Below are 23,301 nucleotides of genomic sequence, written 5' to 3'. Positions count from 1 at the left end.
CTAACGACCCGACTTCCGGTTTCATGTAAGCGATGCCGACGCCTTCGCGAGAAGGAGCGGCGTCGTATTCGCGCGTGATCGGTTCAACGCCTCGCAGAGGCCGGCCTCCACCGGCGCGAGGTTATTTTTCACCGCCGGCGCGCCATCGGGCGCCTCGGCCGACATGGAGAAGAGACCATGGCTCGTATCGCGGGCGTTAACATTCCCACTGGCAAGCGCGTCGTCATCGGCTTGCAGTACATCCACGGCATCGGTGCCCAGAAGGCCAAAGAGATCTGCTCCAAGGTCGGCATCGCCGACGAGCGCCGGGTCAACCAGCTGACCGACGCCGAAGTCCTGCAGATCCGCGAGACGATCGACCGCGACTATCTCGTCGAGGGCGATCTGCGCCGTGAAGTCTCGATGAACATCAAGCGCCTGATGGATCTCGGCTGCTATCGCGGCCTGCGCCATCGCCGCTCGCTGCCGGTTCGCGGCCAGCGTACCCATACCAACGCCCGCACCCGCAAGGGCAAGGCGAAGCCGATCGCCGGCAAGAAGAAGTGATTTCCGGGCAGTAGGTCGTGGGCAGTGGGCAGTCGTAACCGATTGCCGACTGCCGATTGCCGACTGCCTTTCTACTCCCCAGCGCCTGGCATGACGGGCGCGCTCGAAGGATGAAAGACCTATGGCCAAGGAAGCCCAACGCGTTCGTCGCCGCGAACGTAAGAACATCGTCTCCGGCGTCGCCCATGTGAACGCCTCGTTCAACAACACCATGATCACCATCACCGACGCGCAGGGCAACACGATCTCGTGGTCGTCCGCCGGCACGATGGGCTTCAAGGGCTCGCGCAAGTCGACCCCCTATGCCGCCCAGGTTGCCGCCGAGGACGCCGCCCGCAAGGCTGCCGAGCACGGCATGCGTACGCTGGAAGTTGAAGTCACCGGTCCGGGTTCGGGTCGTGAGTCGGCGCTGCGCGCTTTGCAGGCCGCCGGCTTCACCGTGACCTCGATCCGCGACGTGACGCCGATCCCGCATAACGGTTGCCGTCCGCGCAAGCGCCGTCGCGTCTGACATCTGACCCTCGAGGCGCCCGCACCGGCGGGCGCCTGTCCGGGGCGGCCCGCCGCCGCCATTGAATTCAAGCACCAGGAGTGCGGTCGTGATCAGCAAGAACTGGCAGGATCTGTCAAAGCCCAACAAGCTCGAAATCAAGGTCGGCGACGACCCGAAGCGTCACGCCACCGTGATCGCGCGCCCGCTGGAGCGCGGCTTCGGCATGACGCTCGGCAACGCGCTGCGTCGCGTGCTGCTGTCCTCGCTCCAGGGCGCGGCCGTCACCGCCGTCCAGATCGACGGCGTGCTGCATGAATTCTCCTCGATCCCCGGCGTGCGTGAGGATGTCACCGACATCGTCCTCAACATCAAGGCGATCGCGGTCAGGATGCAGGGCGAAGGCCCCAAGCGCATGACCCTGCGCAAGACGGGCCCCGGCACCGTCACCGCCGGCGACATCAACACCATCGGCGACGTCTCGATCCTGAACCCTGACCTCGTGCTTTGCACGCTGGACGAGGGCTCCGAGATCCGCATGGAGTTCACCGTCAACACCGGCAAGGGCTATGTCCCCTCCGAGCAGAACCGCCCGGAAGATGCGCCGATCGGCCTGATCCCGGTCGATAGCCTGTATTCGCCGGTCAAGAAGGTCTCCTACCGCGTCGAGAACACCCGCGAGGGCCAGAACCTCGACCGCGACATGCTGACCCTGCAGATCGAGACCAACGGCTCGGTCACCCCCGAGGACGCGCTGGCGCTCGCCGCTCGCATCCTGCAGGACCAGCTCGCCGTCTTCATCACCTTCGAGGAGCCGCGCAAGGAAGAGGCCGTCTCGACTGCGCCGCAGCTGCCCTTCAACCCGGCGCTGCTCAAGAAGGTCGACGAGCTCGAGCTGTCGGTGCGTTCGGCGAACTGCCTGAAGAACGACAACATCGTCTATATCGGCGACCTGATCCAGAAGTCGGAGGGCGAGATGCTGCGCACCCCGAACTTCGGCCGCAAGTCGCTGAACGAGATCAAGGAAGTGCTCGCCACCATGGGCCTCCATCTCGGCATGGACGTCACCGGCTGGCCGCCGGAGAACATCGAAGAGCTCGCGAAGCGCTTCGAGGAGCATTACTGAGATTTGGGCAGTCGGCAGTAGGCAATAGGCAGTCGGTTTCCGGCGCCTTTTCCGACTGCCCATTACCTACTGCCTAAAAACAACCAGACGCTCCGTACCGTGGCACGGCGGGGCGTAATCAACGAAGGAGCCAAACAATGCGTCACGGTTTCCGCGGTCGTCGTTTCAACCGCTCGGTCGAGCATCGCAAGGCGATGTTCGCCAACATGTCTCAGGCCCTGATCAAGCACGAGCAGATCACCACCACGCTGCCGAAGGCCAAGGATCTGCGTCCGGTCGTCGAAAAGCTGATCACGCTCGCCAAGCGCGGCGATCTGCATGCCCGCCGCCAGGCGATCGCGCAGATCAAGGACGTCGCTCTGGTCGGCAAGCTCTTCGCGGTGCTGGGCCCGCGCTACAAGGAGCGCAATGGTGGCTATCTGCGCATCATGAAGGCGGGCTTCCGCTTCGGCGACAATGCTCCGCTCGCCGTGATCGAGTTCGTCGATCGCGATGTCGAGGCCAAGGGCAAGGATTCCGGCCCGGTCTTCACGGCGGAAGACGAGGCGGCCTGAGCCGTCCCTCGATCGCAGGCAATTTCAAAAGGGCGGTCTTCGGGCCGCCCTTTTTCGTTTCCATAGGCTTCGTCCGAGTCCGCAGTGCGGCGCAATGAGAAGGACAGCGAGCCCATGGAGCGAAGTGAGAAAGACAAGATGCTGGCGGGCGAGCTTTACGACGCCGGTGACGCCGAGCTGCAGGCCGCGCTTGCAGCAACCCGGGACTGGCTAGTGCGCTACAACGGGGCGCTCGCGACGCCGACGCGAGAGCGCCGCATGCTGCTGGCGGAGCGCTTGGCGGCCGTGGGCGAGGGCAGCACCATCCGCCCGCCCTTTCATTGCGACTATGGCTTCAACATCAGCGTGGGCGCAGGCGTCTTCCTGAATTTCAACTGCGTGATTCTCGATGTCGTCGCCGTGACGATCGGCGACCGGACGCAAATCGGGCCTGGCGTCCAGATCCTGACCGCCGATCATCCGCGCGATCCCGCCCAGCGGGAGGCGGGGCTGGAGTTCGGGCGCCCCGTCGCGATCGGCCGCAATGTTTGGATCGGAGGCGGCGCGCTGATCCTACCCGGCGTCACGATCGGCGACGACGCAATCATCGGCGCGGGCAGCGTGGTCACGCGCGACGTTGCGACAGGTGCGACCGTCGTGGGCAATCCGGCGCGGCCGCTGCGTTGAGGGGCTAACCCGCCAAGGACTCTGCGAAGGGGGCGGGAAACGCGTTTCGTTGCATCGAGGGGCGCGCTAGCCTGCACGAAGGTCTGCCTTACAAGGCGGCACGCTGGGAGAAAACATGCTGAAGTCGATCGCCTCCATCTCTGTCGTGGCTGCCGTGCTGTCGGTATCGGCACCTGCCGCCGCGCAAGACAGTTACCCCTCCAAGCCGATCACCATGATCGTGCCCTTCGCAGCAGGCGGCTCGTCGGACGTCATTGCGCGCCTTGTCGGCGACGAGATGGGACGGGTGCTCGGGCAGCGCATCGTGATGGAGAATATGGGCGGGGCAGGTGGGCGACGGCCCTGACGCGTGCCTCTCGGGCCGAGCCGGACGGCTATACGATCGTGATCGGCAATAGCGGCACCAATGCCGCCTCCTACACGATCTATCCCGACCTCAAATATACCAATGCCGATTTCGCGCCGATCGGCCTCGTCGCCAAGACCTCGCCGATGATCGCGCTGAAGCTCGATTTCCCGGCCAAGGACCTGATGGGTTCGTCGCTTACGCCAAGGCCAATCCGGGCAAGGTCAGCCTCGGCCATGCCGGCGTCGGCTCGTCGAATTATCCGATCTGCCGCAATTTCGTGAAGGCGGCTGGCGTCGATGTGGCGCTGGTCAGCTATCGTGGCGCAGGTTCGGCGCTGAATGACCTGATGGGCGGGCAGATCGACGGTGTCTGCGATACGGCGACGTCCTTGTACGGCGCGGTCGAAAGCAAGAAGGTGAAGGCCCTGGCGGTGGCGACGCCGGGACGGCTTGCGAGCCTGCCCGATGTTCCGACCTCGAAGGAGGCCGGTCTGCCGGCCTTCGAGGCGCAGGGCTGGAACGCGCTGTTTGTCCCGAAGAACACACCGCAGCCGATCATCGCCAAGCTGAATGAGGCTTTGAAAACAGCGCTTTCGAGCCAGACGCTGCAAGGTCGATTCAAGGAGCTCTCCTCGGTTCCGCCCACGGCCGAGGAGGTGACGCCTGCCTTCGTAGCAGGCTTCGTGCCCGGCGAGATCGAGCGTTACCGCTTGCTGCTGCAGGACAAGTGAGGCAGGGCATCTGCGCCTCATTGCACTGCGAGACGCTGGAAAAGCTGAGCCGGCCGGCCTATTTCTCGGCCAGCGCTGTTGAGGCGCTGCAGAGGAGGCGTTGATGCCAGGCCGTTCGAGACCCATCCACCTTGCCGTACCGCTCGCCTTGCTGATGGCGGTCGCGATGGAGAGTGCCGTCCAGGCTCAGCCGAAACAGGCCCCCGAGACGCGCCAGCAGATCACGCTGTCTTTTGCGCCGATCGTGCGCCAGAGCGTGGCGAGCGTCGTCAATGTCTATGGCGCGCGCGTCGAGAAGCAGCCGCGCAACCCCTTCATGGACGATCCGTTCTTCCGCCGCTTCTTCGGCGATCGCGGCTTCGGCGTGCCGCAGGAGCGCGTGCAGCGCTCGCTCGGCTCCGGCGTCGTGGTCGATGCCTCGGGCCTCGTCGTCACCAACAACCACGTCATCGAGGGCATGAGCGAGGTCAAGGTCGCCTTCGCCGACAAGCGCGAGGTCGAGGCAACGATCCTGCTGCGCGATCCGCGCACCGATCTCGCCGTGCTGAAGCTCAAGGGCGTCAAGGATCTCGCCGCGATCGAGCTCGCCGATTCCGACAAGGTCGAGATCGGCGATATCGTGCTGGCGATCGGCAACCCGTTCGGCGTCGGTCAGACCGTGACGCAAGGCATCGTCTCGGCGCTGGCGCGCACGCAGATCGGCGTCGGCGACGCGCAGTCCTTCATCCAGACGGACGCGGCGATCAATCCCGGCAATTCCGGCGGCGCATTGGTCGACATGCAGGGCCGCGTCGTCGGCATCAACACCGCGATCTTCTCGCGCTCGGGCGGCAGCATCGGCATCGGTTTCGCCATTCCCTCCGCCATGGTGCGCGTCGTGGTCGAGAGCGCGCGAGCCGGCGCGACGACGGTGCGCAGGCCCTGGTTCGGCGCCCGCCTCCAGGCCTTGACGGCCGATGTCGCCGACGGGCTCGGCCTTGACCGGCCGGCCGGTTCCGTCGTCGCCAGTGTGGTCGAGAAGGGGCCGGCCGCTGAAGCCGGGCTGCGCCGCTCCGACGTGATCCTGGCGATCGACGGGGTCGGGGTCGATGATCCCGAGGCCTTCGGCTATCGCTTCGCCACCCGTCCGCTCAACGGCTCGACCGGGCTGACCGTGCTGCGCGGCGGCAAGCGGCTGACGCTTCCGGTCAAGCTGATCCCGGCGCCGGAAACCCGCCCGCGCGACGCCGTCGTGCTGGCGGGGCGCTCGCCTTTGGCGGGGCTGACGGTGATGAATCTGTCGCCGGCCGTCTCCGAGGAGCTTTCGATCGACGCCGCGACCGAGGGTGTCGCCGTCAGCGAGATCGAGGAGGGCAGCGTGGCGGCGCGCGTCGGCTTCCAGAAGGGCGACATCATCCAGGCGCTCAATGGCGAGCGCATGGCGACGTCACGGGATATCGAGAACGCCACCAAGGAGCGCAAGCGCGCCTGGGAAGTGACGATCTCGCGCGGCGGCCAGACCGTGACCTCGGTCTTCCCGGGGTGAGCGATCTTTTCGCCGCCTCCGGGCTGGACAAGTCCGGACCGCGCCCGCTCGCCGACCGCCTGCGCCCGACGACGCTGGCGGAGGTCGCAGGGCAGGAGCATCTGACCGGGCATGACGGGGCGCTGACGCGGCTCGTCGCCTCCGGCTCGCTTGGCAGCCTGATCTTCTGGGGCCCGCCCGGCACCGGCAAGACCACCGTGGCGCGCCTGCTCGCGGGGCAGGTCGATCTCGGCTTCGAGCAGATCAGCGCGATCTTCTCCGGCATCGCCGACCTGAAGAAGGTGTTCGAGCTGGCGCGCGGACGCAGGTTCGGCGGCAAGGGCACCTTGCTCTTCGTCGATGAGATCCATCGCTTCAACCGCGCCCAGCTCGACGCCTTCCTGCCCGTGATGGAGGACGGCACGATCACGCTGGTCGGAGCGACCACCGAGAACCCGTCCTTTGCGCTCAATGCCGCGCTTTTGTCGCGCGCCAGGGTACTGACCTTCAAGTCGCTGGACGAGGGCTCGCTGCTCTTCCTGCTCGGCCGGGCCGAGCTTCTGGAAAACCGGTCCTTGCCGCTGACGCCGGAGGCGCGCCTGGCGCTTGCCCGCTTCGCCGATGGCGACGGGCGCGCGGTGCTGACGCTGGCCGAGGAGCTCTGGCGTGCCGCCAAGCCCGATGAGATCTTCGACGAGGCGGGGCTGGCCGAGGTCATTCAGCGCCGCGCGCCGATCTACGACAAGGCTCAGGACGGTCACTACAATCTGATCTCGGCTCTGCACAAGACGATCCGCGGCTCCGACCCCGACGCGGCGCTGTACTATTTCGCCCGCATGCTCGATGCCGGCGAGGATCCGCGCTTTCTGGCGCGGCGGCTGGTCAGGATGGCGGTGGAGGATATCGGCATGGCCGATCCCCAGGCGCTGCTGCATGCGCGGGCCGCCGCCGAGACCTATGAGCAGCTTGGCTCGCCCGAGGGCGAGCTCGCTCTCGCCAATACGGTGATCTATCTCGCCACCGCGCCGAAATCGAACGCGGCCTACAAGGCCTATGGGGCGGCTGTGCGGGCGGCCAAGCAGGGCGGCTCGCTGATGCCGCCCAAGACGATCCTCAACGCGCCGACCAAGCTGATGAAGGAAGAAGGCTACGGCGCCGATTATTCCTACGACCATGACGCGCCCGACGCCTTCTCCGGCCAGAACTACTGGCCCGACGCGCTTGGCCGGCAGCGCTTCTACGATCCGCCCGAGCGCGGCTTCGAGCGCGAGATCCGCAAGCGGCTGGAATATTGGGAGAAGCTGCGGCGCGAGCGGGGGGCGTAACATTTCGAGATTGGCGCGCAGAATTTTCTGAGAATCTTGAAGGGCCAGTTTCGATGTTTGATCTGCCAAAATACTCCCAATTATACGTCGCGGTGACGGAAGTACTTTCTCGGAATCCGGAAGGGCTCTTGATTAGCAGGTTGGAAAAAGAGGTTTCTGAGCGATTACATCTCACGGACGAGCAACTAACTGTGCCGCATCGAAATGATCCGCGATCGGAATTTCAATATCGACTTGCATGGGCTAGAACCCATTTGAAGCGTGCTGGTATCGCTCACAATTCAAGTAGGGGAATCTGGCGACTGAACCGGCCGGAAAAGGGGGATGTCGACTTCGATCGACGTCTCGCTGCTCTCATCGAGGCGAAACGGCCTAATACAGCACCGTTGGCGATAACGCCCGATCCGCTTCCGTCCCGGCGCGATCCGCTTCCCCCACTGCCGGAACCATCGGCCGATATCTTTTCAAACAGTTGCGACTTCTTCGTCAGTTACAGCCGTGCCGATGAAGTCATGGCGCGCGAGGTCGTTGATGTCATCGAGGGGCTCGGCCTGACTGCCTTTGCGCAGTTTCGTGACATGGGTCCTGGCGCCAATTTCGTCCGCGAAATGCAACGAGGCTTGGTAGCATCCGCGCGCGTCATCGCTCTCTATTCGCCGGATTATGAGGCGTCCCATCAATGCCAGGCGGAATGGTCAGCTGCTTACAATGCCGATCCGGCTGGCGAGCAACGCAAATTGTTGCCCTTCCTGCTGAGGCCAACACGCCTGAACCCGCTGGCCCAGCAGATCGTCTACAAGTCGCTGGTGGGTCTTTCCACAGCCGAACGCCGCGCCGCCATCATTGAGGCGATCGAGCACCGGAAGCAAACGACGGTGATGGAAGCGGCGGCCGCCGAGCTTGCTGCTGCCGCAAGTCCCGATATCGTCGTCACCGCTGCTGGACGGATTGACACAGCACCCAATGCGATCTTCGACCGCGCTGTCGTAACGTCTGACTTAGCCACTCTACCGAAACGCCAGCAGATCCTGTGCCAAGCGATTATCCAATATGCGCCTGCCAACACGCCAGCGATGTTCAAGGGCTGCTTCAAGATTTACGGCAAGCATCTTGGTCAGCCCATCGCCGCAATTGTTCCGGGCATGCTCGATGATCAATGGAAGACGGCAAGTGCTTATCTTGTGGGTCGCGAAGCCATAGAGTTCGACGCCGGCCTGACGAAGACGCTCGAGCTCTTTGCGCAGAACCACAGCGAGATCATCACTCATTTCCCCTTGCGCGAGGAGCGTGAACGCCTGCTCGCGGAAACCCCGATTGATGAACAGGCCGCAGTCGGAGAGGCGCTGACTGATCCGATCGAGAGCGTCAGGCAAGCGGTGGAGGCGGCGGCCGAAGCCGACCAAGTCACGTCCGCCGTGGTCGATCACGTTGGGGACTTGGCTGACCGAGCCGAGGCTCTAGCTCCACCCGTAGCGCCAGTTTCGAACGAGCCCGCCTCCACGATCAGTCCTCGCCGCCGCCTCGTTCTGACGAGCCTCGGATTCTTCGAACGCCTTTATGCCGCCATCGGCTCGACTGCCTCAGTGCTGTCGACCGAAACTGGCCGGTCACTCTTCAACGCCGCCCGTGAAGCTGCCGACGCCCTCATGCGTTTTATCAGATGACCGTCAGCGCTTCGACAACCTGCCGGAGCGTGTGAGGGCGGAGTGCGGAAGATCCAACTTGATCGATCGCAAGGCGTGACGCGCCGGTCCGAGCCTATCGTTCCTGGCAACGCCTGCCTCAGGCATCCCGGCCGGAGCGCCCATGTTCTCTCTCATCGCGCGCCTTCTCCTGATCGTTCCCGCGCTGATCGCGGGCTGGTTCGTCTCGAAGGACGACGTCAGCTACTGGATCGTCGCCTTGGCGATCGCGCTGGTCTTCATCGTGCTGACGGTCGTCGTCGAACTCTATGTACGCCCCCTGTTGGCGCGGTTTCGATTCCGGCCGTGAAGCCGGCCGCCGAGGTCCAGGCCGGACGGGCGGCCTGTCGTCTTGTCCTGATTGCGATCCCGCATCTGCGCAGCAGCACTGCGTGCCGCAGCGCGTGCGGGATGACACAGCTGCGATTTCGTTTGTGCGCCGCGGCCTCGCGCTCTATGCGAAACGGATGATCTCCACGCTCCTCGTCTTTCTCGGCGCCGGCATCGGCGGCGTGCTGCGGCACGGCGTCAATTTCGCTTCGCTCAAATGGGTCGGCACCGGCTTTCCCTATGGCACGCTCGCGATCAACATCGTCGGCTCCGGCCTGATGGGCCTGGTCGCGGGCTGGTTCGCCTTCAAGGCCGGTGAGGGCACGCCGCAGGATCTGCGGCTGTTCCTGACGACCGGCATCCTGGGCGGCTTCACCACCTTTTCCGCCTTCTCGCTCGACGCGATCCTGCTCTGGGAGCGGGGCGAGGCGATGCTGGCTGCGGCCTATGTCCTCGGCTCTGTCGTGGTGTCGCTTGCGGCGCTGGTCGGCGGCCTTGCGATCATGCGGGGACTGACATGAGAACCGGGAACAAGGGGCCGGGCGGCTCCAAGAGTGGCGGTCCCAAGGGCAGCGGCCCGAAGCGCGGCGGCAGGCCGCCGGCCTCGGGCGCGCCCAGGGGGCCAGCAAAGGGCAAGCGCCCGAGCCATGATGCGCGCCGCTCGGCGCGGGCTTCGGCCAGGCCTCGGCCGGAGCCGGAAGAGGGCGTTGTGCGCACCGAGCCGACGCGCAACCCGGCTCCGCATCATCCCGTGCCGCGCGCGGCTGGCCCACGCAAGCCTGCGGCGCCACGCAAAGCGCCGGTGACGGATGCGCCGACGCGCGCCGAGGTCAAGGCCGAGACGGCGCAGGTACTCGCCACCGGCGTGCAGCAGCTCGTGGTGACGGCGGACGAGAACGAGATGCGGATCGACCGCTTTCTGGAAAACCGGTTTCCGCAGCTCTCCTTCAGCCATATCCAGCGTATCGTCCGGAAGGGCGAATTGCGCGTCAACGGCAAGCGCGCCGACAGCAAGGACCGGCTCGAAGAGGGCCAGACCGTGCGCATCCCGCCGCTCAAGCTCGAACCGCAGGAGCAGCGGCCGCGCTCGCTCAAGGCCGATGACGACACGCTCGGCTTCCTGCGCTCGATCACGCTCTATGAAGATGACGATGTCATCGTGTTGAACAAGCCGGCGGGGCTTGCCGTGCAAGGCGGCTCGGGCACCACGCGCCATGTCGACCAGATGCTCGACGCGATGATGGGCAAGGACGGCCAGAAGCCGCGCCTGGTGCACCGGCTCGACAAGGACACTGCCGGCTGCCTCGTCATCGCGAAATCGCGCTTTGCCGCAGCGACTTTGGCCAAGACCTTCCGTTCGCGTTCGGCGCGCAAAGTCTATTGGGCGCTGGTCGCGGGCGTGCCGCGCGTACGCCAGGGCCGGATCTCGACCTATCTCGCCCGCGAGGAGGCCTATGACGGCGATCAGCGCATGGCGGTCGCCAAGCATGGCGACGACGGCGCGATGCATGCCGTGACCTATTACGCCGTGGTCGAGACCGCGGCGCAGAAGCTCGGCTGGCTCTCGCTGAAGCCGGTGACGGGCCGCACCCACCAATTGCGCGCCCATGCCGCCCATATCGGCCACCCGATCGTCGGCGACCCGAAATACTTCAACATCAAGAACTGGGAATTGCCCGGCGGCATCCAGAACAAGCTGCATCTGCTGGCACGCCGTATCGTGCTGCCGCATCCGCGCGGCAAGGGCACGATCGATGTCAGTGCGCCGCTGCCGCCGCATATGCGCCAGTCCTGGAACCTGCTCGGCTTCGAGGATGAGCGCTACGATCCGATCGTCGACGCGCCCGACGAGTAGGGATCGGGGAGTCCCGTTTCGTTCGGATGCTGACGAAGCGTAAGAGAACAGTTGCAGAACAAACTGGACTGTGTTCTAGTTCTGTTCCCATTGCTCTTACACAGGTGCTCCGATGATGCGTTTCGCCGTTCTCTTCACTGGCCTGTCTCTGTCCCTTTGCGTCGCGGCTCCGGCTGTTGCGCAGGCGCCCGCGCCGCGCCAGGCGGCCGCAGTGGCTGCCGCCCCCGATGAACCCGTGCCGCGCGAAGTCCGCGCCAAGGCGCGCAAGGAGTGCCTTGCCGACAATGTCGCACTCTCCGGCGATGATCTGCGCGCGGCGATGCGCGACTGCCTCCAGGCCAAATTTCCCGGCGTGCAGCTTTACGCTCGCGACGGGGTGACGCGCGACGGTAAGCCGACCGCGGCTGCGGCCCGCTCCGCCTGCAAGGAGGAGGTCGACGGCCGCAAGCTCGAAGGCTCCACCCGTACGGCCGCGCTCGTCGCCTGCTTCAACGAAAAGCGTCCCGATCTCGCCCAGCGCGCGGTCTGCCGCAAGGAGGCGCGCGGAAAGGGGCTCGACGGCGACGATCTGCGCAAGGCGGTCGACAGCTGCGCCCGCGAGGCCAAGTCCGGCGCGGAGCAGACCCCGGCTGCGACGAGGTCCTGAAGCGGCGGCGCTGTCCGCACATGACAAGGCATGACGCCGAAACTGGTTGGCAGTTTTCGGCGTCATGCTCTAAAGCCGCGCCATGGATCTCGTTATCTTCGACCTTGACGGCACGCTGATCGATTCCGAAAAGATCATTCTGGAATCGCAGTTTGAAACCTTCGCCCGCTGCGGTTTCAGGCATCCGGGCCGGGAGGCCGGGTTGGGTGTGATCGGGCTGACGCTCGATATTGCGCTGATGCGCCTTGCCGGCCTGACTGAGCCCGATGAGGCGCTGACCGCGACCTATCGGGAGGTGTTCGGGCGGATGCGGCGCGAGGCCGAAAGCGGCGATCCGGCGCTGGATGAGCCGCTCTTTCCCGGTGTCGCCGCGATGCTGGTGGATCTGGCGGCGAGGCCCGGCCTCAAACTCGGCATCGCCACCGGCAAGTCGCGGCGCGGCGCCGACTACATCATCGCCCGGCATGGCTGGGAAGGGCTCTTCGCCACAATCCAGACGGCCGATGATGCGCCTTCCAAGCCGCATCCCGGCATGATCCTGCGGGCGCTGGCCGAAACCGGCGCGCGCGCCGGACGCAGCGCCATGGTCGGCGATTCGTCTTTCGACATGGAAATGGCCCTGGCGGCTGGCGTCGCACCGGTCGCGGTGTCCTGGGGGTTCCAGCCGGTGGCGGGCCTCATGGCGCTGGGGGCGCGTCACAGCCTCGCCCATGCCGGCGAACTGCCTGCCTTGCTCGACGCCTTGGTGAACGAGCCCGCCTGAGCCACGCGCCACTCTTGTCTGTCGTTGCGTTGACGCTACGGTAGCCTTCGGGGGGCGAGCATGGTCGGTTCTGTGTTTCGTGGGGCGGCTTATGCCGCGATGCTCGCGCTGACGTCGGGGTTCGGCGGCTGCGGCACGATCGAGCTCATCCAGGATCCCGCTGTCGCGCGCATTCGCGTCGGCATCGACGATGCCAAGGCGCTGCCCGCCAAGACGGTCGCGCCCTATGTCGTCGGCTATGCGCTGCTCTCGCTCGCAGCTTATGACGATGCGCTCTATGGCGTTGGGGAGAGGCGGGCGGGTAAGGCCACCCCGCGGACGGTGATGGCGCTCGAATCCGAGGATGGCGACTTCCAGCGCCGCGCCCAGCCCTGGGTCGAGCCCTGGGTTCTGGCGGGGGCGCTGATCAACCAATGCGACGACCATGCCGGAGCCCGGCGCGATTTCGGCTATGGCGGTCGCAAGGGCTCCTGCGGCGAAAGCGGTTCACCGCGAGGACGCATCCTTGACGGGCTCGGCCTGCAGATCTGGACGCATGGCCGCCCGGCTTCGTCCTTCTGTCGCGCCGTGGTGCTGGCTTTTCGCGGTACCGACCGCAAGCAGAGGGATGACTGGTATTCGAATTTCCGCTGGGTGACGCGAGGTCTGCAGCTCTACGACCAGTATGAGCAGGTGCAGGATCATATCGGCCCGATCATCGAGCGGTTGAAGCGTTTTCCCTGTTATCGCGCCGGCCGCACCGAAATCCTCGCCGTCGGACATTCGCTCGGCGGCGGGCTGGCGCAGCAGGCTGCCTATCGCGACGGCCGCGTCCGGCGCGTCTTTGCCTTCGATCCCAGTTTCGTCACCGGCTATTACGATCTCGATCCGAAGGAGCGGGACGACAACGCCAAGGGGCTGAAGATCGAGCGCGTCTACGAGCATGGCGAAATTCTTGCCTATCCACGCCTGCTGCTGCGCAACATCTATCCGCCTTCGGCTTGTGATCCTCAGATCAGGCATATCCGCTTCAATCTGATCGAAGGCGGCTCGATCGTCGCGCAGCATTCGCTCCAGACACTGACCGACCGTCTCCTGACCCTGACTGAGGGCAAGGCGGGACGCCCCGACGATGACAGCTTCCTGCCGGTCTCGCCGCTTGCGCGCGATCATAGCGGCAGCTGCCTGCCGGCCGACGCGATTGCTCGTGCCGGGTCGTGAGCCGGCGTTGATCGTAACGTCTGCGCAACCACGTCGGATCAGCTCTGTTTAACCTGAATAATCGTTCAGATTTGGGCGTTAACCACCTGCTGGGAGGTGGAGACCCATGGTGTTCCTGCAACAGGAACATACCGGCATAAAACAAAGCCGGACGAGGATTGAACAATGATTGGTCATGAGCTTCGTGAATTCGTCGATCGCGTGATGGATCATCACGTGATCGACGATGAAGACGTCAAGATGCTTCAGCGTGAGATCTTGGCTGATGTCGTGATGACACGCGATATCATCGATGTGCTGGTCGCGCTCGATCGGGCGGTGCCTGAGGCCTGCGCGGCCTTCGCCGATTACCTGGTCACGCTCACCGTCGACTACGCCGTCTGGGAAAGCCGCCCGACGGGGATCATCGACCGTGACAAGGCGCATTGGCTGGTGACGACGCTTAGCGCCGGAGACGGGCCGAGCGCCACGGCCCAGCGCATCGCCTTCGAGATCGTGCGCGAGGCAGAACGCTGCGACGAAGCCCTGATCGGCTTTGCGCTGCGCAAGGGCTCGGAGAAGCTTCGTGGCCTCGGCGCCGAGCGCATGCTGCTGGCGAGCTGAGCCCATCTGCGCACAACCGCTTGCCAGCGGCTGAACTTTTGCATCAATGGACGCCGGCTGCGGCGTTCACTAAACCCCGGCGGCCAATGATTTGGTGAGACGGCCGGGAGACGCCATCGATGTTCACGAAGATCCTGATCGCGAACCGTGGCGAGATCGCCTGCCGTGTCATCAAGACGGCCCGCCGCATGGGCATCAAGACGGTCGCGGTTTATTCCGATGCCGATCGCGACGCGCTCCATGTCGAGATGGCCGATGAGGCCGTGCATATCGGCCCGCCCGCTGCCGCCCAGTCCTATCTGCTGATCGACAAGATCGTCGCCGCCTGCAAGGCGACCGGCGCCCAGGCCGTCCATCCCGGCTACGGTTTCCTCTCCGAGCGCGAGGCCTTTGCCCAGGCGCTGAAGGATAACGGCATCGTCTTCATCGGCCCCAATCCCGGCGCCATCGCCGCGATGGGCGACAAGATCGAATCGAAGAAGGCAGCCGCCGCCGCCAAGGTTTCGACCGTTCCGGGCCATCTCGGCATCATCGAGGATCCGGCCCATGCGGTGACCATCGCCGACGAGATCGGCTATCCCGTCATGATCAAGGCTTCGGCCGGCGGTGGCGGCAAGGGCATGCGCATCGCCTATTCCGCCGGTGAAGTGGCGGAAGGATTTGCCCGCGCCAAGTCGGAGGCTGCGTCCTCCTTCGGCGACGACCGCGTCTTCGTCGAGAAATTCATCGTCGATCCCCGCCATATCGAAATCCAGGTGCTCGGCGACAAGCACGGCAACGTCATCTATCTCGGCGAGCGCGAATGCTCGATCCAGCGCCGCAACCAGAAGGTCGTCGAGGAGGCGCCGTCGCCGCTGCTCGACGAGGCGACGCGCCGCAAGATGGGCGAGCAGGCGGTCGCGCTCGCCAAGGCGGTGAACTACGACAGCGCCGGCACGGTCGAGTTCGTCGCCGGCCAGGACAAATCCTTCTACTTCCTCGAGATGAACACGCGCCTCCAGGTCGAGCATCCCGTCACCGAGATGATCACCGGCGTCGATCTCGTCGAGGAGATGATCCGCGTAGCCTTCGGCGAAAAGCTGCGCCTGACTCAAGACCAGGTAAAGTTGAACGGCTGGGCTGTCGAAAGCCGCGTCTATGCCGAGGATCCTACCCGCAACTTCCTGCCCTCGACCGGTCGCCTCGTGACCTATCGCCCGCCAGCCGAAGGTCCGGACGGCGACGCGACGGTGCGCAACGATACCGGCGTCTTCGAAGGCGGCGAGATCTCGATCTATTACGATCCAATGATCGCCAAGCTCGTCACCCATGCGCCGACGCGGCTGGCCGCGATCGAGGCGCAGGGGCGCGCGCTCGATGCCTTCGCCATCGACGGCATCCGCCACAATATCCCCTTCGTCTCGGCCTTGATGCATCACCCGCGCTGGATCGCAGGTAATCTTTCGACTGGTTTCATCGCCGAGGAGTTCCCGGAGGGCTTCGCGCTGCCGGTGCCCGAGGGCGAGGTTGCGTTCCGGATGGCGGCGATCGCGATCGCCTGCGACCACCGCCTGAACCAGCGCAAGCGCAATGTCTCGGCGCAGATGGAAGGCTGGCGCAAAGTCTCCTTCGACCGCACACGCATCGTCCAGCTCGGAGCCGAGCGCTTCGAGGGTGAAGTCTCGGAGCAGGCCGGCGCGGTCGCCATCGCCTTCGGTGAGCGCAGCATCACGGTCGTCAGCGACTGGCGGCCCGGCGAGCCGGTCTGGCGCGGTACGCTCGACGGGGTGAGCGTGGCGGCGCAGGTGAGGGCGATCCTCAACGGTGTCGCGCTCGGCCATGCCGGCGCCTATGCGAACGCCCATGTCTATACGGTGCGCGAGGCCGAGCTCGCGGCGCTGATGCCGGAGAAGGTCGCGGCCGACACCGGCAAGTTCCTGCTCTGCCCGATGCCTGGCCTGGTCAAGGCGGTCTCCGTCACGGTCGGTCAGGAGGTCAAGGCGGGCGAGGCGCTCTGCATGGTCGAAGCCATGAAGATGGAGAACGTGCTGCGCGCCGAGAAAGACGTCACCATCGCCAAGATCCTGGCGAAGGAGGGCGATTCACTCGCGGTCGACGCCGTCATCATGGAATTCGCCTGAGGGCAGGGGCGGGCTTTCGCCTCTTCCTTGCCAATTGCGGTCGCTGGCCCGAGAGTTGCCGGCAAGACGAGAACAGGACTTGTAGTCATGCTGACGATCTGGGGGCGCATCAGCTCCATCAATGTGCAGAAGGTGGTCTGGGCTGCAGGCGAGGTTGGTCAAACCTTCGAGCGCATCGACCTCGGCGGCGCATTCGGCGGTACGCGCGAGCCGACTTTTCTCGCCAAGAACCCCAACGCCCAGATTCCCGTGCTGGAAGACGGCGAAGTCTGCATCTGGGAATCCAACAGCATCGTGCGCTACCTGGCGGCGCGCTATGGCGCCGGCTGGATCTGGGAGGAGGATCCGGCGCTGCGCACGGAGGCCGATCGCTGGATGGATTGGATGATCTCCGAATTGCAGCCCTCGATGACGCCGGCCTTCTGGGGGCTGGTGCGGAAAATGCCTGGGCATACCGGCCCGGAGGTGATCGCGGCTTCCATCGCCAAGGCCGAGGCCAAGATGGATATCCTGGAGGCGCATCTGGCGACGCGGAGCTTTCTCGCGGGCGAGCGTTTCGGCATGGCCGACATCACGGTCGGTTGCGGTGCGCATCGCTGGCTGAACATGCCGGTCGAGCGTCGCGTGCGGCCGCATCTGCAGCGCTGGTACGAGACCCTCTTCGCGCGCCCGGCCGCCAAGCCGGCCTTGCCGTTGCCGATTTCGTGAGATGACGCCTAGAGCCGGATGATTTCAGATGGGATCACGACGTGATCCCATCTGAAATCATCCGGCTCTCATCAAGGAGTTAGGGCAGGATCAATGCAAAAACCGGTTCCCACTTTTTCGCATCCTGCTCCAGCTTCTTGTTTTATCGCGTTTTCTTCACGCGAACCGGTGTCCACTTCGCTCGAAAACGCTCCCGTGGCCTTGATCTGGCTGCCTCGGCGCGGATGATGGACCGATGATCTCGCTGAACGCGCTCCCGCTCTTTCTGTTGATGGTCAGCGCCACGCCGCTCTGGGCGCAGGCGCCATCGTCGCCGCCGGGCAGTACGGTGCTCGCGAGCGATCGGGCGCAATTGGCTGCCTGCCTGCGCGAGGGCCGTATCGCCGCGCCGTCCTGCGTCGGCATGATCGCGGTCGCTTGCGTGCGTGCGGTCGGCGTCGATCAGCGCGCGGCCGAACTCGGCTGCGCACGCCGGGAGGAGGCGGTCTGGCGCGAGCGGCTGCTGCTGGCGCTGCGATTGAAAGGGCGCACGCTCGATGCAGGCCAGCGCAACCGGGTCGTTGCCCTGCAGGTCGCCTGGGAGAGTTTCGTCGCGCAGAAATGCGCCTTTTACGGAACGACGCAGCGGGAAGGCTGGCAGCTCGGCCGGCAGGCGGGCTGCGAATTGCGCGAGGTCGCCAACCGCGCGATCGAGCTCGAATGGTCACTGCCGCAGGCCCCACCGCGACAGCCGCAAGAGCCGCCGCGCATCATCCGCTGACACAGCGGGACGCTCCGCGTTAGCAAGCCGTCAGCATCGAGGCTCTATACTTGGCTGAGTTGTGCCGGGGGCCGTCGATGTTCTTCACTCTCTCCAAGCTCGTCTGGTTCGTCTTTTCTCCGGTGAATCTGGCGATCCTGCTGGCGGGGCTTGGCGCGCTGCTGGCCTTCTCGCGCCTCGCCCGGTTCGGGCGCTGGCTCGGCGTTCTCGCCGTGCTCGCCCTGTCCTTGATGGCGTTCAGCCCGCTGCCGCGCATCGTCATCCGCCCGCTCGAGAACCGCTTCCCGCAGCAGGACGCCGCGAAGGGGCCAGTCGCCGGCATCGTCGTGCTGGGCGGCGCCATCGGGGTTGCTCGCGGCGATGTGGTGCTGACCTCGGCGGCTGCGCGGATGACCAAGGCGGTCGAGCTCGCGCGGCTTCATCCCGAGGCCAGGATCGTCTTCACCGGCGGTGCCGCCAATCTGGTCACCCCGGTCACCGAGACCGAAGCCGATGGCGCGCGATTGTTGTTCGAGGGGCTCGGCCTGCCACCGGAGCGGCTCGTGCTGGAGGACAGGTCGCGCAACACGCGCGAAAACGCCGTCTTCACCCGTCGATTGGTCGAGCCCAAGCCCGGCGAGCGCTGGCTGCTGGTGACCTCGGCCTGGCACATGCCGCGCGCGATGGGCGTGTTCCGCAAGGCGGGCTTTGCGGTCGAGGCCTTTCCCGTCGACTACTGGTCGGAGAACGAACCGGCCGATTTCATCAGGCCCTATGGCCGGGCGCCGCGCGGCCTGAGCATCGCCGATGACGGCTTCAAGGAATGGGTCGGTCTGCTGGCCTACTGGTTGGCGGGATATACCGACGCGCTGTTTCCGGGGCCTTGATGGGCGGCAGTCGGTAATAGGCAGTAGGCAGTCGTGGTTTAGTGAATTTTTCGACTGCCTACTGCCTACTGCCTACTGCCTACTGCCTACTGCCCATTGCCATCCTCAGGCAATCGCAAGCGATACACCCCGCGAAAATCATCCGGATCCACCGGCTTGCCCTTGCGGGTGATGACGAGGCGGCCTTCCTTCATCAGCCTGACCGCGATCTTGCGCGCAGGCTGCATCAGCGGGCCCCAGCCATCGGGATGATCGCCGCCCACTGCGCGGGCAGCATCGGTCGGGCTGATCGTGCCGCCGTGACCGCGTTCGGCAACGAGGCGCAGCATTGCCGCTTCGAGGGCGTCCTGCGGGTCACTCATCACTGGCCTTGCGCGCTGCGGCCTGGTCGATCAGGGCGTTGGCATAGCTGAAGACGCGGGCGGCGTCCGAGGCGAACTGGCGGCGGTACATCGCGATCAGGACCGCGGCGGTGAAGAGCATGAAGGTCGCTGGCCCGAGGAACCAGCCCATATAGGCGAGCGCGAAGAAGAAGGCGCGCTGGCCGCGGTTGAAGTGCCGGCCGGCGGCGATGTTCATCTCGGTCATCTCATGAACGGCGCGGGCAGCGTCGCGCTCGTCATGACTCTTGGCCGGGGGCAGGGCGCCGATCAGGATGACGCAGTAGTTGAACAGCCGGTAGGCCCAGGCGAATTTGAAGAAGGCGTAGCCGAAGATCACCGCGAGCCCGATCACCTTCATCTCCCAGGCCGCACGGGTGGTCGGCGTGCCGAAGGGCAGGTCGGCAAAGAGGGCAACGACGCGGTCGGTCGATTGCAGCAGGGAGAGCGAGCCGCCGATCGCGATCAGCGAGGTCGAGGCGAAGAAGGCGGTGCCGTTCTGCAGCCCATTCATCACCTGCGTGTCGACGATGCGGTTGTCTCGGCCCAAGGCTTCGCGCACCCAGCGCGCGCGGCGCAGGTTCATCCGCATGTTCAGGCTCTTCGCCGCATGCGGGCCGAGCTCCACCGCGAAATGATAGCCGATCCACGATGCCACGAAGAAGGCGAAGCCGACGATGTCGAAGGTGCCGAATCCGATCATTCCATCTCCTAGAGCATTTCCGCGTTTCTCCGAATCGCGAAAACGCTCTAGCTCCTTGTTTTATTGCATTTTCTTCACGCGAACCGGTGTCCACTTCGCTCGAAAATACTCTAGAATCCCACACTGCTCGGTGTGGGCCGGCTTGCCAAGATAGCGCTCGCAGGGCAGGGCGATTGACCGCGACGCCCCGAGCCGACACGGTGCCGCGACAACGGAGACCTGCCATGCCGCAGATCATCACCAAGGGCTACAAGGCGTTGCTGGCTGAGGCCGAGGCAGCTGTGGAAACCCTCTCGGTCGAGCAGGCCAGGGCGCTGCATGGCCGCGACGACGTCGTCTTCGTCGATCTGCGCGATCCGCGCGAGCTGGAGCGGGAAGGGCGCATGCCCGAGGCCTTCCATTGCCCGCGCGGCATGTTGGAGTTCTGGATCGATCCCCAGAGCCCCTATGCCAAGCCGGTCTTCAGCCAGGACAAGCGCTTCGTCTTCTTCTGCGCCGGCGGCTGGCGTTCGGCGCTGGCGGCCTTAACCGCCCAGGAGATGGGGCTGAAGCCGGTTGCCCATATCGCCGGCGGTTTCAGCGCTTGGAAGAAGGCCGGCGCGCCCTTCGACGCAGCGGAGTCGAAAGACGCCGGCGGCAAGAACTGAGCGGCCGACTTGTCTCATATCCTGATCGTTCTGGCCGTTGTCGCCTTCCTGTTCCGCAAGCCGCTGGGGCGGATTCTCGGCCGTCAGTTCCCCGACCGCGAGAAGCGGCATCGCGTGGTGGGAACAATCATTCTGGCCTTCGTGCTGGTGATCGCGGTGAGATTGCTGGCATTGTTCTGGAAGTAAGGTGCGCTCTAACCGCGCCTGCGTCGTATGAACCGAGATTGAGATGAAGCGTCCGACCAAGCTGATCGCAGCCCTGCTGGTCACCTCTCTCGCGAGCGGTGCCACGCTTGCTTTCGCACAGGACAGTCAGCCCCAGAGCTGGTCCGAGGTGAAATGCGCCCGCTACAAGAAGGCCTGGTCCGAGGCCCTGACGCGCCGGGGCACGCAGGGCTTAGGGCCGGAGTTCCTCGGCAATCACGAAGCCTTCCTCGGATCGGGCTGCATGGCGCAGGCCAATGTCTGCCCGAAATCCGCGGAGGAGCTCGAGCTCGCGAACATCATGGTCATCCTGGCGATGAATGCGGGGACGGCGAGCACCTTCCTGCCCTTCTCCTGTCGGAAATGAGACTTGGGGCGAGCGAGGCCTGAAGCCGGCTCGCCCGGCGCTTTCCGCAATCGCCCCATGCGCAAAATGCGACTTGCGGGATTCGCGTCTGCCCGTTTATCGTGCATGTCTTGGCTCCAACATCGGAAAGGGAGGGCTGAATGAAATTCATCGTCATCACCGCTCCCCGAATGCCGTCGTCCCGTTAAGTCGGACGACCGCGCGGCCCGCCTGACTTAAGGCGGCCTGAGCCCAGCAATCCCATCGCGTTTTCAGAAGACCGGGGCATCGCCCTGGCTTCGCTTGAATTGGAGTCGGCTGCCGTCGCGGCGCCGAATGAATCGATGTCTTACGATACTCAAACCGGGCGGCGCGAGCCGTTCCGGGCCGTTCTCGGCTTCATTTTCAGCCATTGGGCCCGCCAGCCCGGGCAGGTCGCCTGGGTTGCCGGCGTCACCATCGCCGCCACGCTCGCCGAGCTGTTCACGCCGGTCTATGCCGGTCGTCTCGTCGATGCGGCGTCGAGCGGCGGCGGCGGTACCGAAGCGGCGCTGCGGGCGCTGGGCGCGATGATGGTGCTGGCCGCCATCATGGTGCTCGGGCGGCATTTCGCCTTCGTCGGCCTGACCACGATGACGCTGCGTACGATGAGCGATGTCTCGCAGGAGGCTTTCGCGCGGCTGCAGCGCTTCTCGACCGACTGGCACGCGAACAATTTCGCGGGCTCGACGGTGCGCAAGATCACGCGCGGCATGTGGGCGCTCGACTTGCTGACCGACACGATCCTGATCGCGCTCTTGCCGTCGCTGGTCATCCTGCTCGGCATGACGGTGGTGCTAGCCTGGCACTGGCCGGCGATGGGGCTCGTCGTGGCCCTGGGGGCGCTGGCTTATATCGGGCTGACGCTCGCGCTGTCGCTACGCTTCGTCGCGCCGGCGGCGCGGCTCGGCAACGCCTGGGACACGCGTCTGGGCGGTGCGCTGGCCGATTCCATCACCTGCAACCCGGTCGTGAAGGCCTATGGCGCTGAGGCGCGCGAGGATCTGCGCCTCGCGACGGTCGTGTCGAAATGGAGCCTCAGGACGCGGCGCGCCTGGCTTCGCGGCACCTGGTCGGGCACTGGCCAGAACGTGGTTCTGCTGGTGCTGCGCGCGGCAGTGATCGGCCTCGTGATCTGGCTGTGGTCGAACGGGCAGGCCTCGCCCGGCGATGTCGCATTCGTGCTGACAGCCTATGCGGTGGTGCATGGCTATCTGCGCGATGTCGGCCAGCACGTCCACAACCTGCAGCGCTCGGTCAACGACATGGAGGAGCTCGTCGCGATGCACGATCTTCCCTATGGCGTGCCCGACGCCAAGGCCGCGACCGAGATGGCGGTGACGGCGGGCGAGATCGCCTTCAAGGACGTGACCTTCCATTATGGGGGCCATGTCGAGCCGCTCTATCGCGATTTCTCGCTGACCATCCATGGCGGCGAGAAGGTCGGGCTCGTCGGGCGCTCCGGCTCCGGCAAGACGACCTTCGTCAAGCTGGTACAGAGGCTCTACGACGTCACCTCCGGCCGCATCGCGATCGATGAGGTCGATATCGCGAGCGCCACGCAGGCATCCCTGCGCCAGCAGATTGCGATCGTGCAGCAGGAGCCAGTGCTGTTCCACCGCTCGCTGGCGGAGAACATCGCCTATGGCCGGCCGGGCGCAAGCCAGGCGCAGGTCGAGCAGGCGGCGCAGCTCGCCAACGCGCATGAGTTCATCATGCGCCTGCCCAAGGGCTATGCCACGCTGGTCGGCGAGCGCGGTATCAAGCTCTCGGGTGGCGAGCGCCAGCGTGTCGCGCTGGCGCGCGCTTTCCTGGCGGATGCGCCGATCCTGATCCTGGACGAGGCGACCTCGAGCCTCGACTCCGAATCGGAAGCGCTGATCCAGCAGGCGATGGAGCGGCTGATGGAAGGCCGCACCACCATCGTCATCGCGCACCGGCTCTCGACCGTGCGCGCGATGGACCGCATCCTGGTCTTCGATCGCGGTCGCGTGGTCGAGGAAGGCCCGCATGAGGCGCTGCTGGCCGCCGAGAACGGCGCCTATCGCGCGCTGTTCGAGAAGCAGGTCAGCGAGATGGCAAAGGGGCTGGCGGTGTGACGCCGCCGGCTCCATCCCCGGACGGGGGACAAGCTCCAGAGCGATGTCCGATCCGGCTGG

The 23,301-nt window shown here is 65.3% G+C and carries 27 protein-coding genes; 25 read left to right on the top strand and 2 right to left on the bottom strand.

Going from position 1 to position 23,301, the window contains the following annotated elements:
• The first annotated feature begins 177 nt into the window (after positions 1-177).
• The 21 genes from rpsM to BMZ97_RS28275 all read left to right on the top strand — a co-directional run bounded on the left by rpsM (position 178) and on the right by BMZ97_RS28275 (position 18,823).
• Positions 178-546 (top strand): 30S ribosomal protein S13, encoded by a 369-nt coding sequence (rpsM, locus tag BMZ97_RS28370; RefSeq protein ID WP_069692134.1) that lies wholly within the window; start codon positions 178-180, stop codon positions 544-546.
• 121 nt (positions 547-667) lie between these two features.
• Complete coding sequence (gene rpsK, locus BMZ97_RS28365) at positions 668-1,057, top strand: 30S ribosomal protein S11 (protein ID WP_043237079.1); 390 nt, start codon at positions 668-670, stop codon at positions 1,055-1,057.
• Positions 1,058-1,145: 88 nt separating this feature from the next.
• A complete protein-coding gene (locus tag BMZ97_RS28360) occupies positions 1,146-2,162 on the top strand; it encodes a DNA-directed RNA polymerase subunit alpha (protein ID WP_092177794.1) in 1,017 nt (338 codons plus the stop codon).
• 137 nt (positions 2,163-2,299) lie between these two features.
• Positions 2,300-2,716, top strand: coding sequence for a 50S ribosomal protein L17 (gene rplQ / locus BMZ97_RS28355; RefSeq protein ID WP_069692132.1), 417 nt, complete (start codon positions 2,300-2,302; stop codon positions 2,714-2,716).
• Positions 2,717-2,830: 114 nt separating this feature from the next.
• The gene (locus tag BMZ97_RS28350) at positions 2,831-3,382 is read left to right on the top strand and encodes a sugar O-acetyltransferase (protein ID WP_092177792.1); all 552 of its coding nucleotides are present in this window, start codon (positions 2,831-2,833) and stop codon (positions 3,380-3,382) included.
• Positions 3,383-3,497: 115 nt separating this feature from the next.
• Entirely contained in the window at positions 3,498-3,728 is a 231-nt protein-coding gene (locus BMZ97_RS31845; protein ID WP_348272136.1) for a hypothetical protein, read from the top strand.
• A 94-nt stretch (positions 3,729-3,822) separates the two neighbouring features.
• Complete coding sequence (locus BMZ97_RS28345; RefSeq protein ID WP_348272137.1) at positions 3,823-4,461, top strand: tripartite tricarboxylate transporter substrate-binding protein; 639 nt, start codon at positions 3,823-3,825, stop codon at positions 4,459-4,461.
• A 103-nt stretch (positions 4,462-4,564) separates the two neighbouring features.
• The gene (locus tag BMZ97_RS28340) at positions 4,565-5,986 is read left to right on the top strand and encodes a Do family serine endopeptidase (protein WP_092177790.1); all 1,422 of its coding nucleotides are present in this window, start codon (positions 4,565-4,567) and stop codon (positions 5,984-5,986) included.
• Positions 5,983-7,290 (top strand): replication-associated recombination protein A, encoded by a 1,308-nt coding sequence (locus BMZ97_RS28335; RefSeq protein WP_092177788.1) that lies wholly within the window; start codon positions 5,983-5,985, stop codon positions 7,288-7,290. The genes BMZ97_RS28340 and BMZ97_RS28335 overlap by 4 nt, the downstream gene beginning before the upstream one ends.
• A gap of 53 nt (positions 7,291-7,343) precedes the next feature.
• Positions 7,344-8,954, top strand: coding sequence for a TIR domain-containing protein (locus tag BMZ97_RS28330; protein WP_092177786.1), 1,611 nt, complete (start codon positions 7,344-7,346; stop codon positions 8,952-8,954).
• Between the two features lie 142 nt (positions 8,955-9,096).
• Positions 9,097-9,282, top strand: coding sequence for a hypothetical protein (locus tag BMZ97_RS28325; protein WP_092177784.1), 186 nt, complete (start codon positions 9,097-9,099; stop codon positions 9,280-9,282).
• A gap of 157 nt (positions 9,283-9,439) precedes the next feature.
• Entirely contained in the window at positions 9,440-9,823 is a 384-nt protein-coding gene (gene crcB / locus BMZ97_RS28320) for a fluoride efflux transporter CrcB (protein ID WP_092177841.1), read from the top strand.
• Complete coding sequence (locus tag BMZ97_RS28315) at positions 9,820-11,157, top strand: RluA family pseudouridine synthase (protein WP_092177782.1); 1,338 nt, start codon at positions 9,820-9,822, stop codon at positions 11,155-11,157. Before crcB ends, BMZ97_RS28315 begins: the two co-directional genes overlap by 4 nt.
• 115 nt (positions 11,158-11,272) lie before the next feature.
• Positions 11,273-11,803 (top strand): hypothetical protein, encoded by a 531-nt coding sequence (locus BMZ97_RS28310; protein ID WP_139221374.1) that lies wholly within the window; start codon positions 11,273-11,275, stop codon positions 11,801-11,803.
• Positions 11,804-11,885: 82 nt separating this feature from the next.
• Positions 11,886-12,566, top strand: coding sequence for an HAD-IA family hydrolase (locus tag BMZ97_RS28305; RefSeq protein WP_092177778.1), 681 nt, complete (start codon positions 11,886-11,888; stop codon positions 12,564-12,566).
• A 60-nt stretch (positions 12,567-12,626) separates the two neighbouring features.
• Positions 12,627-13,766, top strand: coding sequence for a Tle-like phospholipase domain-containing protein (locus BMZ97_RS28300; protein WP_092177776.1), 1,140 nt, complete (start codon positions 12,627-12,629; stop codon positions 13,764-13,766).
• A gap of 216 nt (positions 13,767-13,982) precedes the next feature.
• On the top strand, positions 13,983-14,369 hold the full coding sequence (locus tag BMZ97_RS28295; protein ID WP_139221373.1) for a hypothetical protein: 387 nt from the start codon (positions 13,983-13,985) through the stop codon (positions 14,367-14,369).
• A 119-nt stretch (positions 14,370-14,488) separates the two neighbouring features.
• Positions 14,489-16,489, top strand: a complete 2,001-nt coding sequence (locus tag BMZ97_RS28290) for an acetyl-CoA carboxylase biotin carboxylase subunit (protein WP_092177774.1) — start codon at positions 14,489-14,491, stop codon at positions 16,487-16,489.
• Positions 16,490-16,576: 87 nt separating this feature from the next.
• Positions 16,577-17,197, top strand: coding sequence for a glutathione S-transferase family protein (locus BMZ97_RS28285; RefSeq protein WP_092177772.1), 621 nt, complete (start codon positions 16,577-16,579; stop codon positions 17,195-17,197).
• 235 nt (positions 17,198-17,432) lie between these two features.
• On the top strand, positions 17,433-17,957 hold the full coding sequence (locus BMZ97_RS28280) for a hypothetical protein (RefSeq protein WP_092177770.1): 525 nt from the start codon (positions 17,433-17,435) through the stop codon (positions 17,955-17,957).
• Between the two features lie 77 nt (positions 17,958-18,034).
• Positions 18,035-18,823 carry a YdcF family protein gene (locus tag BMZ97_RS28275; protein WP_092177768.1) on the top strand — a complete coding sequence of 263 codons (789 nt, stop codon included), beginning with the start codon at positions 18,035-18,037 and terminating at the stop codon, positions 18,821-18,823.
• 86 nt (positions 18,824-18,909) lie between these two features.
• Here BMZ97_RS28275 and BMZ97_RS28270 read toward each other — a convergent pair whose 3' ends face one another.
• On the bottom strand, positions 18,910-19,185 hold the full coding sequence (locus BMZ97_RS28270) for a DUF3253 domain-containing protein (RefSeq protein ID WP_092177766.1): 276 nt from the start codon (positions 19,183-19,185) through the stop codon (positions 18,910-18,912).
• Positions 19,178-19,906, bottom strand: coding sequence for a DUF599 domain-containing protein (locus tag BMZ97_RS28265; RefSeq protein WP_092177764.1), 729 nt, complete (start codon positions 19,904-19,906; stop codon positions 19,178-19,180). The genes BMZ97_RS28270 and BMZ97_RS28265 overlap by 8 nt, the downstream gene beginning before the upstream one ends.
• 224 nt (positions 19,907-20,130) lie before the next feature.
• On the opposite strand from BMZ97_RS28265, the gene BMZ97_RS28260 reads away from it, so the two are divergent.
• The 4 genes from BMZ97_RS28260 to BMZ97_RS28250 all read left to right on the top strand — a co-directional run bounded on the left by BMZ97_RS28260 (position 20,131) and on the right by BMZ97_RS28250 (position 23,241).
• Positions 20,131-20,553 (top strand): rhodanese-like domain-containing protein, encoded by a 423-nt coding sequence (locus BMZ97_RS28260; RefSeq protein WP_092177762.1) that lies wholly within the window; start codon positions 20,131-20,133, stop codon positions 20,551-20,553.
• 9 nt (positions 20,554-20,562) lie between these two features.
• Positions 20,563-20,739 (top strand): hypothetical protein, encoded by a 177-nt coding sequence (locus BMZ97_RS31430; protein ID WP_175525784.1) that lies wholly within the window; start codon positions 20,563-20,565, stop codon positions 20,737-20,739.
• 43 nt (positions 20,740-20,782) lie between these two features.
• Positions 20,783-21,124: a hypothetical protein gene (locus BMZ97_RS28255; protein WP_092177760.1), complete on the top strand. Its 342-nt coding sequence runs from the start codon at positions 20,783-20,785 to the stop codon at positions 21,122-21,124.
• Between the two features lie 323 nt (positions 21,125-21,447).
• Positions 21,448-23,241, top strand: a complete 1,794-nt coding sequence (locus BMZ97_RS28250) for an ABC transporter ATP-binding protein (protein ID WP_092177839.1) — start codon at positions 21,448-21,450, stop codon at positions 23,239-23,241.
• Positions 23,242-23,301: the final 60 nt, after the last annotated feature.

The sequence above is a fragment of the Allobosea sp. OK403 genome, assembly GCF_900113835.1.
GTDB lineage: Bacteria > Pseudomonadota > Alphaproteobacteria > Rhizobiales > Beijerinckiaceae > Allobosea.
Note: the sequence above shows the minus strand (reverse complement) of the source record. Positions and strands in the feature narration are given on the sequence as shown.

Excerpts from the sequence above, each read along its gene's own strand:
- BMZ97_RS28255 (WP_092177760.1), top strand. The coding sequence starts at position 20,783 with ATGAAGCGTCCGACCAAGCTGATCGCAGCCCTGCTGGTCACCTCTCTC.
- BMZ97_RS28340 (WP_092177790.1), top strand. The coding sequence starts at position 4,565 with ATGCCAGGCCGTTCGAGACCCATCCACCTTGCCGTACCGCTCGCCTTG.
- BMZ97_RS28325 (WP_092177784.1), top strand. The coding sequence starts at position 9,097 with ATGTTCTCTCTCATCGCGCGCCTTCTCCTGATCGTTCCCGCGCTGATC.
- BMZ97_RS28350 (WP_092177792.1), top strand. The coding sequence starts at position 2,831 with ATGGAGCGAAGTGAGAAAGACAAGATGCTGGCGGGCGAGCTTTACGAC.
- BMZ97_RS28330 (WP_092177786.1), top strand. The coding sequence starts at position 7,344 with ATGTTTGATCTGCCAAAATACTCCCAATTATACGTCGCGGTGACGGAA.
- BMZ97_RS28260 (WP_092177762.1), top strand. The coding sequence starts at position 20,131 with ATGCCGCAGATCATCACCAAGGGCTACAAGGCGTTGCTGGCTGAGGCC.
- BMZ97_RS28250 (WP_092177839.1), top strand. The coding sequence starts at position 21,448 with ATGTCTTACGATACTCAAACCGGGCGGCGCGAGCCGTTCCGGGCCGTT.
- BMZ97_RS28280 (WP_092177770.1), top strand. The coding sequence starts at position 17,433 with ATGATCTCGCTGAACGCGCTCCCGCTCTTTCTGTTGATGGTCAGCGCC.
- rpsK (WP_043237079.1), top strand. The coding sequence starts at position 668 with ATGGCCAAGGAAGCCCAACGCGTTCGTCGCCGCGAACGTAAGAACATC.
- BMZ97_RS28270 (WP_092177766.1), bottom strand. The coding sequence starts at position 19,185 with ATGAGTGACCCGCAGGACGCCCTCGAAGCGGCAATGCTGCGCCTCGTT.
- rplQ (WP_069692132.1), top strand. The coding sequence starts at position 2,300 with ATGCGTCACGGTTTCCGCGGTCGTCGTTTCAACCGCTCGGTCGAGCAT.
- BMZ97_RS28285 (WP_092177772.1), top strand. The coding sequence starts at position 16,577 with ATGCTGACGATCTGGGGGCGCATCAGCTCCATCAATGTGCAGAAGGTG.
- BMZ97_RS28315 (WP_092177782.1), top strand. The coding sequence starts at position 9,820 with ATGAGAACCGGGAACAAGGGGCCGGGCGGCTCCAAGAGTGGCGGTCCC.
- BMZ97_RS28290 (WP_092177774.1), top strand. The coding sequence starts at position 14,489 with ATGTTCACGAAGATCCTGATCGCGAACCGTGGCGAGATCGCCTGCCGT.
- BMZ97_RS28265 (WP_092177764.1), bottom strand. The coding sequence starts at position 19,906 with ATGATCGGATTCGGCACCTTCGACATCGTCGGCTTCGCCTTCTTCGTG.
- crcB (WP_092177841.1), top strand. The coding sequence starts at position 9,440 with ATGATCTCCACGCTCCTCGTCTTTCTCGGCGCCGGCATCGGCGGCGTG.
- BMZ97_RS28275 (WP_092177768.1), top strand. The coding sequence starts at position 18,035 with ATGTTCTTCACTCTCTCCAAGCTCGTCTGGTTCGTCTTTTCTCCGGTG.
- BMZ97_RS31845 (WP_348272136.1), top strand. The coding sequence starts at position 3,498 with ATGCTGAAGTCGATCGCCTCCATCTCTGTCGTGGCTGCCGTGCTGTCG.
- BMZ97_RS28305 (WP_092177778.1), top strand. The coding sequence starts at position 11,886 with ATGGATCTCGTTATCTTCGACCTTGACGGCACGCTGATCGATTCCGAA.
- BMZ97_RS28310 (WP_139221374.1), top strand. The coding sequence starts at position 11,273 with ATGCGTTTCGCCGTTCTCTTCACTGGCCTGTCTCTGTCCCTTTGCGTC.
- BMZ97_RS28300 (WP_092177776.1), top strand. The coding sequence starts at position 12,627 with ATGGTCGGTTCTGTGTTTCGTGGGGCGGCTTATGCCGCGATGCTCGCG.
- rpsM (WP_069692134.1), top strand. The coding sequence starts at position 178 with ATGGCTCGTATCGCGGGCGTTAACATTCCCACTGGCAAGCGCGTCGTC.